Here is a 12,014-nt window from a genome sequence, read left to right as displayed (position 1 = left end):
GTCATTTTGCCAGGGATGCCCGGGCCGCCACGAATGCCCCCACTGCCGTCTCCACGTCCTCGGCCGAGTGGGCGGCCGACAGCTGGACCCGGATCCGGGCCTTGCCGTGCGGGACCACCGGGTAGGAGAAGCCGACCGCGTAGACGCCGTGCTCCAGCAGCTGCTCGGCGATCCGTCCGGCCTGCTCGGCGTCGCCGACCATGACCGGGGCGATCGGGTGGTCGCCGGGCAGGATCTCGAAGCCCTCCTCGGTCATCCGCCGGCGGAACAGCTCGGTGTTGGCGTAGAGCCGGGCCCGCAGCGCGGCGCCGTGGCCGGTGGTGTCGTCCTCCAGCAGGTCAAGCACGGTGATCGAGGCGGCCGCGATCACCGGGGCGAGCGAGTTGGAGAACAGGTAGGGGCGCGAGCGCTGCCGCAGCAGCGCGACGATCTCGGCGCGGGCGGCGACATAGCCGCCGGAGGCCCCGCCCAGGGCCTTGCCCAGGGTGCCGGTGAGGATGTCCACCCGGTCCATCACCCCGTGCAGCTCAGGGGTGCCGCGGCCGCCGGGGCCGACGAAGCCGACCGCGTGCGAGTCGTCCACCATGACCATCGCGCCGTAGCGCTCGGCCAGGTCGCAGATCTGCTCCAGCGGGGCGACGTAGCCGTCCATGGAGAACACGCCGTCGGTGACGACCAGCTTGCGCCGGGCCTCGCCGGCCTCCTTGAGCTGCGCCTCCAGGTCGGCCATGTCGCGGTTGGCGTAGCGGAAGCGGCGGGCCTTGGACAGCCGGATGCCGTCGATGATGCTGGCATGGTTGAGCGCGTCGGAGATCACCGCGTCCCGCTCGTCCAGCAGGGTCTCGAAGACGCCGCCGTTGGCGTCGAAGCAGGAGCTGTAGAGGATGGTGTCCTCCTGCCCCAGGAAGTGCGACAGCCTGGACTCCAGCTCCTTGTGCACCTCCTGGGTGCCGCAGATGAAGCGGACCGAGGCCATGCCGTAGCCCCAGCGGTCCAGCGCCTGCTTGGCGGCGGCCACCACCTCGGGGTTGTCCGCCAGGCCCAGGTAGTTGTTGGCGCAGAAGTTCAGCACCTCGCCGGGGCGTCCGCCCGCGGTGACGTCGACCGAGGCGCTCTGCGGGGTGCCGATGACCCGCTCGGGCTTGTGCAGACCGGCGCTGCGGATCTCGTCGAGGGTGGCGCGGAGGTCCGCGCGGACCGAGTCGAGCATTCTGGGGTCACTCCTGGTCTCGTTGGCTCGGATGGATGGCGGCTCGGATGGACGGCGGCTCGGGCGATGGGGCGGTCGGCTACGCCGTCCAGTCGAGGATGACCTTGCCGCAGCGCCCGCCGGCCGCGTCGTCGAAGGCCGCGTCGAAGTCCCGGTAGGAGTAGCGGCCGGTGATCACCGGGCTGAGGTCCAGCCCGCCCTCCAGCAGCACCGACATGGCGTACCAGGTCTCGAACATCTCCCGGCCGTAGATGCCCTTGAGGGTGATCATCGAGGTGACGATCCGGGCGAAGTCGACCGGGAACTCCTCGGCCGGCAGCCCCAGCATGGCGATCTTCCCGCCGTGGGTCATGTTGGCGATCATGTCGCGCAGCGCCTCGGGGCGGCCGGACATCTCCAGGCCGACGTCGAAGCCCTCGCGCAGCCCCAGCTGCCGCTGCCCCTCCTCGATGGTGGCGCTGCGCACATCCAGGGCCAGGCTGACGCCGACCTTCTCGGCCAGCTGCAGCCGGTACGGGCTGACGTCGGTGATCATCACCTTGCGGGCCCCGGCGTGCCGGGCCACCGCCGCCGCCATGATGCCGATCGGGCCCGCCCCGGTGATCAGCACGTCCTCGCCCACCAGCGGGAACGACAGCGCGGTGTGCACGGCGTTGCCGAACGGGTCGAAGATCGCCGCGACGTCCAGGTCCACCGGCACCCGGTGCACCCACACATTGGAGGCGGGAAGGGTGACGTACTCGGCGAACGCGCCGTCCCGGCCGATGCCCAGGCCCACCGTGCTGCGGCAGAGGTGGCGCCGGCCGGCCAGGCAGTTGCGGCACTTGCCGCAGACCAGGTGGCCCTCGCCGCTGACCAGGTCGCCCACCGCGATGTCGGCGACCCCGGGGGCCGTCCCGACGACCTCGCCGACGAACTCGTGACCCAGCACCAGCGGGGTGCGCACGGCCTGCTGCGCCCAGCCGTCGTAGCTGCGGATGTGCAGGTCGGTCCCGCAGATACCGGTGCGCAGCACCTTGATCAGCACCTCGCCCGGGCCCATCTCGGGCTCCGGGACGTCCAGCAGCCACAGCCCGGGCTCCGCCTTCGCCTTAACCAGTGCCTTCACGGCGGGAGCCTCCTGAGCTGCTCTGAACTGCTGCGATCGGGATACAGCGGTGTACGGCGGCTGCGAGCGCGACCGCCGCTGACAAACCCTGCCGGTCCGCCCTGCCGCAGGTCCATCGAGGCTTTCTTAAGCGCGCCTCCACCGGAGCTTCATGGTGCCCCGGGAGGCGGGCGCCCGCGATCCGCGGCCCGCGGGTCCGGGGGCGCGCCGCGCCACGACACGCCGTACGGCGCCACGCATTCGGGTGATGATCCCGGCTCCGCCGTTGCCCGGCGGGGCCTCGGAGCGTTGGAGGTGCTGAGCCTCGTGTCCCGATCGCTCGCTCCATCCTGCTGTCTCGAAAGGGTCCCATCGTGAACCACAAGCGCAACACCTTCGTCGCCGCCGCCGCTCTCGGTCTGCTCGCCGCCGGCGCGGGTGTCGCCTCCGCGTCCAGCACGGCCGCGGGTGCCGCGACCCACTCCCCCGGCGTCGCCTCCGGCAACCTGATCCAGGTGCCGGTGCACGTCCCGGTGAACGTCTGCGGCGACAGCGTCAACGTCATCGGCGTGCTGAACCCGGCCTTCGGCAACGAGTGCTCCAACTGGGGCTGACCGCACCCGGCGTAGGCCTGCACCGAACCCCCGGCACCCCGGTGCCGGGGGTTCGGTCGTCCCGGGGGAGCGGCGGACGCCGCCGCCCGCCGGGCACGGTGAGGAAAGCGAAACGGCGCCGAAGCCTTCAGGACATCTCCCGGCAATGTGAAACCTGCGCGAAACACACCCGTTCGCGACCGGAAATCTGCCCCGGCGAGCATCGCCATGGTGAACCCCCATGCCGCCCTGCTCGCCGCCTCCCCGCCCGCCCTCGACGCCGGCGACACCGCCTGGCTGCTCGTCGCCACCGCGCTGGTCCTGCTGATGACCCCAGGGCTCGCCCTCTTCTACGGCGGCATGGTGCGCACCAAGAGCGTGCTCAACATGCTGATGATGAGCTTTGTCTCGATCGCCCTGGTCACCGTGGTCTGGCTACTGGTGGGCTACACCCTGGCCTTCGGCCGCGACGCCGGCGGCGTCGGCCTGATCGGCGATCTGGAGCATCTGGGAATGGCCGGAATCACTCCGACCTCGCTCACCGGCAGCGTCCCCACCCTGCTCTACGCGACCTTCCAGCTGACCTTCGCGATCATCACCGCCGCGCTGATCAGCGGCGCCGTCGCGGACCGGGCCAGATTCGCGGCCTGGGTGGTCTTCGTGCTGGTCTGGACGCTGGTGGTGTACGTACCGGTGGCGCACTGGGTGTTCGCGCCCGGCGGCTGGATCAACTCCCAGCTGCACGCCCTGGACTTCGCCGGCGGGACGGTGGTCGAGGTGAACTCCGGCGCCTCAGGGCTCGCCCTGGCCCTGGTGCTCGGCCCCCGGCTGGGCTTCCGCCGGGAGGCGATGCGCCCGCACAACCTGCCGCTGGTGCTGCTGGGGGCCGGGCTGCTCTGGTTCGGCTGGTTCGGCTTCAACGCCGGCTCCGCGCTCGGCGCCAACGGGCTGGCTGCGGCCGCCCTGCTGAACACCCAGGCGGCCGCCTGCACCGGGCTGCTGGGCTGGCTGCTGACCGAGAAACTGAGGGACGGTCACGCCACCACACTGGGCGCGGCCTCCGGGGCGGTGGCCGGGATGGTCGCCATCACCCCGTCCTGCGGCTCGGTGGACCTGCCCGGCGCGCTGGTCATCGGATTGGTCGCGGGCGTGCTCTGCTCCTACGCGGTGTCCTGGAAGTTCCGCTTCGGCTACGACGACTCGCTGGACGTGGTCGGGGTGCACCTGGTCGCCGGCGTCGCCGGAACCGTGCTGATCGGCGTCTTCGCGACCAGCGTGATGACCGGCGGCGCGGACGGCCTGCTGCACGGCGGCGGCCTGGACCAGCTCTGGCGGCAGGCGGTCGCGGTGCTGGCCACCGGGGCGTACGCGTTCGGCGCCAGCTACGGCATCGGCAAGCTGATCGACCGCCTGATCGGCTTCCGCGCCCCGGCCGAGCACGAACTCTCCGGGCTGGATCTCGCCGAACACGCCGAGACCGCATACGATCACGGCGTCATCCACCAGGGGGCCCTCGCCGGATCCCCGGTCCACCGCGGTGACGCCAACCGCACCGGCCCCCACAGCAGCGACCTCAGCAGAGAGATCCCCTCCCAATGAAGCTCATCACCGCCGTCATCAAGCCGTTCAAGCTGGACGAGGTGAAGACGGCGCTGAACGAAGTCGGCGTACGCGGCCTCACCGTCACCGAGGCCAGCGGCTACGGCCGCCAGCGCGGGCACACCGAGGTCTACCGCGGCGCCGAGTACCGGATCGACCTGGTGCCCAAGGTCAGGATCGAGGTCCTGGTCGAGGACGCGGAGGCGGACAGCGTGATGGACGCGATCGTGAAGGCCGCGCGGACCGGGAAGGTCGGCGACGGCAAGGTGTGGAGCGTGCCGGTGGAGACGGCGGTCCGGGTCCGCACCGGCGAGCAGGGGCCCGACGCGGTCTGACGGCGGGTGCAGAACAAGAGGGTCCGGCACCGGTTCGGTGCCGGACCCTCGGCCTGTCAGTCCTGCGGTCGGCGGGCCGGTACTACTTCCAGGTGTCCGACAGCGTCACGGTGCCCGAGCTGCCGGTGGTGTAGCTGCGGTTGGTCCCCGACTCCCAGGTCACGTTCCCCGAGGCGTCCTTGACGATGTACTTGTACTCGAACGAGGTGTTCGGGGAGATGCTGACGGTCTTGGACCAGACCGGGTAGCTGCTCGACGACAGCAGGATCGCGTTGCCCGTGTCCCACTGGCCGAGCCCGCTGATGCTGCCGACCACGTACACGTTCTGGCCGGTGACGGTGGTCTTGGTCTCGTCGAAGACGACCCCGACGGAGCTGGTGGCGTTGGTCCCCCAGGCGTTGCTGAGGGTGGCCGCCGAGGTGCCGGTGGTGGCGGTGTGGTTGGCGCCGGACTCCCAGGTGACGGTGCCGTCCGGGTCCTTCTTGATGAACTTGTACGCGAAGGCGGTGTTGGACGGCAGGTTCACCGTCGCCGACCAGGTCGGGTAGGCGGCGGAGGAGAGGGCGACCGCGTTGGCGGTGTTCCAGCCGCCGAGCGCCGCGATCGAGCCGACCACGTAGACGTTCTGGCCGTACCAGGTCGTGGCGGCGTCGTTGAAGGTCTCCGCCACGGTGGTGCTGGAGCCGTTGAAGGTGTCGGTGAGGGTGGCGCTGTCACCGGAACCCGTGGTCGCGCTGTGGTTGGATCCCGGTTCCCAGGTGACGTTACCCGCCGAGTCCTTGGCGATGTACTTGTACTGGATCGCGGTGGACTTGGGCAGGGTGACGGTGACCGTCCAGTTCGATCCCGACTGGGTCATCGGTATCGCGCTGCCCGGGGCCCAACTGCCCAGCTCACTGGTGGAGCCGACCAGGTAGAGCGGGGCGCTGGACGGGGCTCCGCTGACGGTGAAGGTCTCGTTCACGGTCGAACTGGTGGAGCCGGTGCTGGTGCTGGTCGCCGTGGTGGTGGGCGTCGCGGTGGCAGTCGCGGTCGCACTGGCGCTGGCGCTGGCCGAGGCCGACGCACTGGCGGTCGGGGTGCCGGTGCCGGTTCCGGTCGTGGTGGCGTACAGCGCCACCGAGTCGCCGGCCGCGATGGACACCGTCGCGTTGCCGGAGCTGTCGACGGCCACCGTCGGGCCGGAGCAGGCGCCGGTCGAGGCGGTGTAGTCGCCGTGGATGATGTCGCAGTAGGTGCCCGCGGCCAGGCCGGTGGCGAAGGTCCTGGTCTGCGTGGTGCTCTCGTTGTTGATCGAGATCCAGGCCTTGGAGCCGCGGGAGAAGGCGATCAGGTTGGACCCGTCGTCGTACCAGTTGGCGACGGCGGCCGTGCCGGCCGCGTTGTGCCAGCCGACCATGTTGGCGATGCCCGTGCTGCGGTCGGTGCAGACCCAGGCACTGGAGGAGCAGTCGGTGTTGGTGACGAAGCCGTTGGAGTCGGCCGGCGGCGAGTCGTCGGAGCTGTTGAAGGAGAAGCCGGAGAAGACCGAGGGCGTGCCGTAGCCCCAGGCCAGCATGAACTCGGTGGCCAGCGTGTACTGGGTGCCGTTCTTGTAGTTCAGGGTGCTGCCGTTGCGCTCGGTGTCATGGTTGGTCACCATGGCGCCGTCGTAGGCGCTCGGCAGCAGGCCCCAGGTGCTGCCGAAGGTCTTCAGGTTGGCGATGCTGCCCTGGAACTGGCTCTTCATGGCGTACGCGTAGTCGAAGCCGATCACGCTGCCGTTGCTCTCGAACGCTGCGGGCGCCAGGTTGCCGCTGCTCCCCGGGTAGACCTCCTGCAGCACGAACGGCCGCGCGCCCCACAGCGTGTTGTTCAGCCGGGACTCGATGTCGGCCATGTCGGCCTGGGCGATGTGCTTGGCGGAGTCGACCCGGAAACCGTCGACGCCGTCGGCGATCAGCGTGTTGAGGTAGGCCGCGATCTTCGCGCGGACGTCGTCCGTCTCCGTGTAGAGGTCGGCCAGGTTCTCCAGGTCACACTCCTGGACCTGGGTCTGGCTGTTCCAGTCGTTGATCGACAGACCGGAGTTGGGACAGTTGGCGGGGTAGGTGTGGAAGTCGGAGGAGGTGTAGGGGACTTCGCTGTAGCTCCGCGACGACACCGAGAAGCTGTCGCCGCCGTAGGAGTCGGTGCTCGTCTGGTCGGTGCCGGACATGTGGTTGATCACCGCGTCCGTGTAGACCTTGACGCCGGCGTTGTGACAGGCCGTCACCATGGCCTGGAACTGCGCCGCGGTGCCCATCCGGCTGTTGAGGTCGTAGCCGACCGGCTGGTAGACGTCCCACCAGGAGTGCGTGGTGCCGGCCAGGCGGATGGAATCCTGGGGCGGGGACACCTGCACCGCGCCGTAGCCCTTGGGGCCGAGGACATCGGTGCACTCGGACGCGACCGAGGGCCAGTTCCACTCGAAGAGGTTGGCGATCACATCACCGCCGTTGCTGCTGCTGGTGGCATGGGCGGAGCCGCCGAGCGCGAGCGGCAGCAGGCCGCCGGCGAGCATCGCGCCGGCGAGCAGCAGCCCACCCGGGCGGGACCGCAGCCGGCTGGTGCGGCGTGAGCCGCCGGGCGGTGGAGCCATGGACGTGGATCTACGCAACGACTGCATCGTGACTGCTCCCAGGAGGGTGGATGGGATGGGTCGTCATGCGGGCCCGCACGCGGCGCCACAGCCTCCGCACATCATTGCGAAAGCCGTCTGATGGACCGTCCGACCCCGGTGACCACCAAGGACCTGACGGTGCGCGAGATGACGATCCCGCCGGTGACGGGTGGTGGTCAACCCTTGAGTGCAAACAATTTCAGCTTCTTACGAAAACTCCCTGCGAGCTTTCAGTGAATCCCGAAAGCCGGACACCGGCTACGCGTCGTCCGCGGCCGGCGTCGGACGCACGTCGGCCCAGCGCTGGAGCAGCGCGGGGCGTTCGAGCTGATGCTCCGTCATGACCCGCTGGACAGCGGGCATGACGCCGGTCAGCGAAGGCGGACGCCGACCAGTCTGGTGAGGAAGCGGTCGACCTGGTCCTCCAGGGACGGCCAGGGCAGATCGGGCTGGCTGAGGCGCATGGAGACGGCGCCGTGGACGGCCGCGCGGAGGTCGAGGGCGATGAGGGCCGGGTCGTCGACCGGGGCGAGGCCCGCGTCCATGCAGCGCTGGACGGCGAGGGTGCTGCGGTCCGCCAGCTCCTGCCGGAAGGGCATGCCCGGGCTCTGGTTGACGGTGCTCTCGTGCAGCACACGGTAGAGGCCCGGGTGCTCCTGGGCCCAGGCGCCGAGCAGCAGGGTGCGGGCCCGCAGCCGGTCCACCGGGTCCTCGCTGTCACGCTCGGTCTCGTCGACGGCGCGCACCAGCTCGTGGTGGCAGCGCTCCATCGCCGCGAGCACCAGCGCGTTCCGGTCGGCGAAGTGGATGTAGACGGACGTCGCGGCGATATTGGTCCTGCGTGCCACGGCGCGCAGCGACAGCGCCTGGTCGTCGCCGAGTTCGTCCAGCAGAGCGAGGGCGGACTCGACGATGTCCTCGCGCAGCCGTTCGCCCTTGCCGCGGGGGTTGCGGCCGCGCGGTGCTGCGGTGGGGGTCGGATCCATGAGCGGCAGTCTAGGGGAACGGCCATAGCACTACGGGTGTAGCCTTACGGCCCCGAGCGGGAGCGGGCCCGGGGCCAGGCGGTCCTGGCGCGCGCGACAGGCTACGATCCGCTCGTGCTGAAGATCGGTCTCATTGGTATGGGTCGGATGGGGACTCCCATCTGCGCCAACCTCGTCGAGGCGGGCCATCGAGTGGCCGCCTACGACATCCGTCCCGAACGCGAGGCAGCCGCGTCGGACTGCGGCGCGGCCTGGTGCGGCTCGGGGCGCGAGGCGGCGGCTGGGGCGGATGTGCTGGTGCTGGACCAGCCGGAGTTCAATCCGCCCATGGACTGACAAAAGGTCATGCTGCTTGTCCTGAAAGATAGTTCATCTAGTATCGCGGGCATGATCCCTGGCCTCCCTGACTATTCCGGTCTCACCCCAGAACTGCTGGACGAAGCCTGCCGGGCCGCCGTCACGGCGTGCGACGCCGGCGTCGCAGCCATCGTCGCCGTGCCGGCGTCGCAGCGTACGTACGCCAACACGATGCTGGCCCTGGAGGACGCCGAGCAGTCGCTGGCGGCGGCGATCAGCGCCTGGACGTTCATGGCCCAGGTCGCCGTCGACGAGTCCCTGCGCGACGCGGCGCAGGAGTGGGAGGAGCGGCTGGGCAAGCACCGGGTCGGGCTCGGGTTCGACGAGGAGCTCCACCGCGCGGTCACCGAGTTCGCGGTCAGCGCCGAGGCCGCGGCGCTGACCGGTGAGGACGCCCGGCTGCTGGAGCACACCCTGCGCGACTACCGGCGCAACGGCTTCGAGCTCTCGGCGGGCGAACGGCGGCGGCTGCGCGGGCTCTTCGACGAACTGGTCGGACTCGGCTCCCGGTACGTCGAGGCGCTGGCCACCTGGGAGGACGCCATCGAGGTCGACCGGGAGGAGTTGGACGGCCTGCCGGACTCCTTCATCGACGGCCTGGAAACCGTCGACGGCCGCTACCGGGTCTCACTGGAGCCCCCGGAGTTTCAGCCGTTCATGGCCAACGCCCGCTCCTCGGAGCGTCGGCGCGAGCTGATGGGGAAGGACTTCCGCAAGGGCGGCTCCGAGAACGTGGCCCGGCTGGAACGGGCCCTCGCCGCACGGGCCGAGATCGCCCGCACCCTCGGCTACGACTCCTGGGCCGACTACGCCGTCGAGCCGCGGATGGCCAGGACCCGGGAGGCCGCCGCGGCCTTCGTCGACGATCTGCACGCCAGGGTCGCCGCCAAGGCGGAGAAGGACCTGGTGCTGCTCGCCGACGCCAACGAGGCGGCCGTCGGCACTCGGGAGCTGCACCGCTGGGACCACTCCTTCGCGGTCAACCAGCTGAAGCGCACCGCGTTCGCGGTCGACGCCCTTGAGGTGGCGGCCTACTTCCCGCTGGACGCCTGCCTCGACGGGCTGTTCACGCTGGTCCAGGAGCTGTTCGCGGTGCGCTTCCACGAGCTGCCGGACGCCCCGGTGTGGCATCCGGACGTGCGCGCCTACGCGATCACCGACGCGCAGGACGCGATTGACGCCGAACCGCTCGGGTACTTCTTCGTGGACCTGTTCTCCCGGCGCGGCAAGGACGGGCATCCGACCTGCTACACCCTCAGGGCCGGACGGTCGTTGGCGGACGGCGGCTACCAGCGACCGGTGGCGGCCATCACCGCCGGCTTCGGCCGGCCGACCGCGGACCGCCCCTCGCTGCTGCGGCACTCGGAGGTGGTCGGCCTCTTCCACGAGTTCGGCCATGTCCTGCACGGGACGCTGACCCGCGTCCAGCGGGCGCGCTTCTCCGGCTCCGAGACGGAGGTGGACTTCGTGGAGGCACCGGCGCAGATGCTGGAGCACTGGTGCTGGGATCCGGCGGTGCTGCGCCGTTTCGCCCGTCACCACGAGTCCGGCGAAGCCCTTCCGGAGCAGCTGCTGGCCGGGATGGTCGCGGCGAAGAACGTCGACTCCGGCCTGGCGACGATGCGTCAGCTGTACTTCTCCGCCCTCGATCTGGCCTACCACTCGCCGGGCTTCGACGGGGACTCCACCGCCGTCCTCAAGGAGGTCTCCGAGAGGTACGGGTTCACCCACCTGGAGGGCACCCACTTCCAGTCCCGCTTCAGTCACCTCTTCGGCTACGAGGCTGGCTACTACGGCTACCTGTGGTCGCAGACCCTGGGCGACGACATGTACACCAGGTTCACCGAGGCCGGGCCGACCGAGGCTGGGACGACCGATCCCGGGCCAGGACTTGCCTTCCGGCGGACCGTGCTGGAACGCGGTGGCACCGTGGACGGCGACCAGCTGGTTCGGGACTTCCTCGGCCGGGCACCGAACCATGATGCCTATCTCCGCGGCCTCGGAGGTCTCTGACCGGCCTTGACTGCGACGCGTCCCTGACTCGTCGCGCGGTTCCCCGCGCCCCGGGGTGCAACCGGTGGAACCGGCGCGCTGCGGGGACGTTGCACCCGAGGGGCGCGGGCGGGCGTGCTCACCCGGGCAGCAGCCGCACCGCTGCGGTGGCGACCACGGCCACCAGGACCACCACCAGGAAGGGCGCCCGGCGCCACAGGGCGATTCCGGCGGCGGCCAGGCCGAGGGCTCGTGCGTCCAGCGCCAATCCGTGGGCGCCGTGGCCGAAGGTCTGCAGCGCCGTGAGTGCGGCCAGCAGGGCGACGGGGGCGAGCGCGGCGAAACGGCGCACGGCGGGGCGGTCCAGCAGTCCGGCCGGGATCGAGAGGCCCAGAAGTTTCAGCAGGTAGCAGCCCGCGGACAGGACCAGTACGGCGCTCCAGACGTTCACGATGCCTCCTCGCTCCCGCTCTTCCGCGACCCGCGCAGCAGGCCCGCGATCGGTACGGCGGCGACGGCGGCGAGCACCGGCAGTCCGGCCGGCAGCACCAGGCTCGCGCCCAGCGCCAGTGCAGCTCCCAGCAGCGCCACCGAGCGGGTCTCCCCCGCCGCCCGCAGCTGCGGTCCGAGCAGGGCCAGGAAGACGGCCGGGCCGGCGGCGTCCAGCCCGAAGCGGGAGGAGTCGCCCAGAGCGCCGGCGCCGAGGGCGCCGACCAGGGTGGTGAGGTTCCAGGTCAGATAGAGGCTGACGGCGGTGACGGCGAAGCCGATCCGGGTGCTGCGCCGGTCCGGCTGGACCATGGCGACGGCGGTGGTCTCGTCGATCACGCCCTGGGCCGCCAGCGGGCGGAGCAGCCGGGGCAGCTCCAGCCGGGGACCGAGGCGAAGACCGTACAGGGAGTTGCGGACGCTGAGGAAGAGCGCCCCGGCCACGCCGGCCATCGGGGCGGCGCCCGCCGCCAGCGCCGCGACCAGGGCGAACTGGGAGGCCCCGGTGAAGGCCAGCAGGCTGAGTGCGCAGGTCTGCCAGACCGTCAGATGCGCGGTGACGCCGGCCACGCCGAAGGCCAGCCCGGACGCTCCGATGGCGAGGCCGACGCCGAGGGCGTCCCGAACGACCGTGCGGTCCGTGACGGGCGGCGGAGGGGCGGCGGTGGGGGCCGAAGCGGGCTGCCGGTTGCGCTGGCGGGCGATCATGCCGCCATGCTGCCCCC

The 12,014-nt window shown here is 70.9% G+C and carries 11 protein-coding genes; 5 read left to right on the top strand and 6 right to left on the bottom strand.

Annotated elements, in window-relative coordinates:
* Nucleotide 1: 1 nt before the first annotated feature.
* Together TR46_RS01020 and tdh are read right to left on the bottom strand one after the other, a co-directional pair.
* Nucleotides 2–1,210 (bottom strand): glycine C-acetyltransferase, encoded by a 1,209-nt coding sequence (locus tag TR46_RS01020; RefSeq protein WP_042391978.1) that lies wholly within the window; start codon nucleotides 1,208–1,210, stop codon nucleotides 2–4.
* Nucleotides 1,211–1,289: 79 nt separating this feature from the next.
* Nucleotides 1,290–2,318 (bottom strand): L-threonine 3-dehydrogenase, encoded by a 1,029-nt coding sequence (gene tdh, locus TR46_RS01015; RefSeq protein WP_042391976.1) that lies wholly within the window; start codon nucleotides 2,316–2,318, stop codon nucleotides 1,290–1,292.
* 350 nt (nucleotides 2,319–2,668) lie between these two features.
* Between tdh and TR46_RS01010 the strand changes: the two genes are divergently transcribed.
* The 3 genes from TR46_RS01010 (at nucleotide 2,669) to TR46_RS01000 (ending at nucleotide 4,824) form a co-directional block, all read left to right on the top strand.
* On the top strand, nucleotides 2,669–2,911 hold the full coding sequence (locus TR46_RS01010; protein ID WP_084717690.1) for a chaplin: 243 nt from the start codon (nucleotides 2,669–2,671) through the stop codon (nucleotides 2,909–2,911).
* A gap of 207 nt (nucleotides 2,912–3,118) precedes the next feature.
* Nucleotides 3,119–4,489, top strand: a complete 1,371-nt coding sequence (locus TR46_RS01005; RefSeq protein WP_042391973.1) for an ammonium transporter — start codon at nucleotides 3,119–3,121, stop codon at nucleotides 4,487–4,489.
* Nucleotides 4,486–4,824 (top strand): P-II family nitrogen regulator, encoded by a 339-nt coding sequence (locus TR46_RS01000; protein WP_042391972.1) that lies wholly within the window; start codon nucleotides 4,486–4,488, stop codon nucleotides 4,822–4,824. The genes TR46_RS01005 and TR46_RS01000 overlap by 4 nt, the downstream gene beginning before the upstream one ends.
* Before the next feature lie 82 nt (nucleotides 4,825–4,906).
* Here TR46_RS01000 and TR46_RS00995 read toward each other — a convergent pair whose 3' ends face one another.
* Nucleotides 4,907–7,444 (bottom strand): carbohydrate-binding module family 20 domain-containing protein, encoded by a 2,538-nt coding sequence (locus tag TR46_RS00995; protein ID WP_063770497.1) that lies wholly within the window; start codon nucleotides 7,442–7,444, stop codon nucleotides 4,907–4,909.
* A gap of 392 nt (nucleotides 7,445–7,836) precedes the next feature.
* Nucleotides 7,837–8,451 (bottom strand): TetR/AcrR family transcriptional regulator, encoded by a 615-nt coding sequence (locus TR46_RS00990; RefSeq protein WP_042391970.1) that lies wholly within the window; start codon nucleotides 8,449–8,451, stop codon nucleotides 7,837–7,839.
* A gap of 114 nt (nucleotides 8,452–8,565) precedes the next feature.
* Between TR46_RS00990 and TR46_RS00985 the strand changes: the two genes are divergently transcribed.
* Together TR46_RS00985 and TR46_RS00980 are read left to right on the top strand one after the other, a co-directional pair.
* Nucleotides 8,566–8,787 (top strand): NAD(P)-binding domain-containing protein, encoded by a 222-nt coding sequence (locus tag TR46_RS00985; protein ID WP_084717688.1) that lies wholly within the window; start codon nucleotides 8,566–8,568, stop codon nucleotides 8,785–8,787.
* A 51-nt stretch (nucleotides 8,788–8,838) separates the two neighbouring features.
* Complete coding sequence (locus TR46_RS00980; RefSeq protein WP_042391967.1) at nucleotides 8,839–10,821, top strand: M3 family metallopeptidase; 1,983 nt, start codon at nucleotides 8,839–8,841, stop codon at nucleotides 10,819–10,821.
* Between the two features lie 118 nt (nucleotides 10,822–10,939).
* Here the strand turns inward: TR46_RS00980 and TR46_RS00975 are convergent, their stop codons facing one another.
* The gene (locus tag TR46_RS00975; RefSeq protein ID WP_042391966.1) at nucleotides 10,940–11,251 is read right to left on the bottom strand and encodes an AzlD domain-containing protein; all 312 of its coding nucleotides are present in this window, start codon (nucleotides 11,249–11,251) and stop codon (nucleotides 10,940–10,942) included.
* A complete protein-coding gene (locus TR46_RS00970; RefSeq protein ID WP_042391965.1) occupies nucleotides 11,248–11,997 on the bottom strand; it encodes an AzlC family ABC transporter permease in 750 nt (249 codons plus the stop codon). Before TR46_RS00970 ends, TR46_RS00975 begins: the two co-directional genes overlap by 4 nt.
* Nucleotides 11,998–12,014 lie beyond the last annotated feature (17 nt).

The sequence above is a fragment of the Streptacidiphilus carbonis genome, from assembly GCF_000787775.1.
GTDB lineage: Bacteria > Actinomycetota > Actinomycetes > Streptomycetales > Streptomycetaceae > Streptacidiphilus > Streptacidiphilus carbonis.
This window is presented reverse-complemented; position numbering and strand designations above follow the sequence as displayed.

What these genes read in the sequence shown, in the direction of transcription:
- TR46_RS01005 (WP_042391973.1), top strand. Translation starts at nt 3,119, where the DNA reads ATGGTGAACCCCCATGCCGCCCTGCTCGCCGCCTCCCCGCCCGCCCTC.
- TR46_RS00990 (WP_042391970.1), bottom strand. Translation starts at nt 8,451, where the DNA reads ATGGATCCGACCCCCACCGCAGCACCGCGCGGCCGCAACCCCCGCGGC.
- TR46_RS00995 (WP_063770497.1), bottom strand. Translation starts at nt 7,444, where the DNA reads ATGGCTCCACCGCCCGGCGGCTCACGCCGCACCAGCCGGCTGCGGTCC.
- TR46_RS00980 (WP_042391967.1), top strand. Translation starts at nt 8,839, where the DNA reads ATGATCCCTGGCCTCCCTGACTATTCCGGTCTCACCCCAGAACTGCTG.
- TR46_RS01000 (WP_042391972.1), top strand. Translation starts at nt 4,486, where the DNA reads ATGAAGCTCATCACCGCCGTCATCAAGCCGTTCAAGCTGGACGAGGTG.
- TR46_RS01020 (WP_042391978.1), bottom strand. Translation starts at nt 1,210, where the DNA reads ATGCTCGACTCGGTCCGCGCGGACCTCCGCGCCACCCTCGACGAGATC.
- TR46_RS00970 (WP_042391965.1), bottom strand. Translation starts at nt 11,997, where the DNA reads ATGATCGCCCGCCAGCGCAACCGGCAGCCCGCTTCGGCCCCCACCGCC.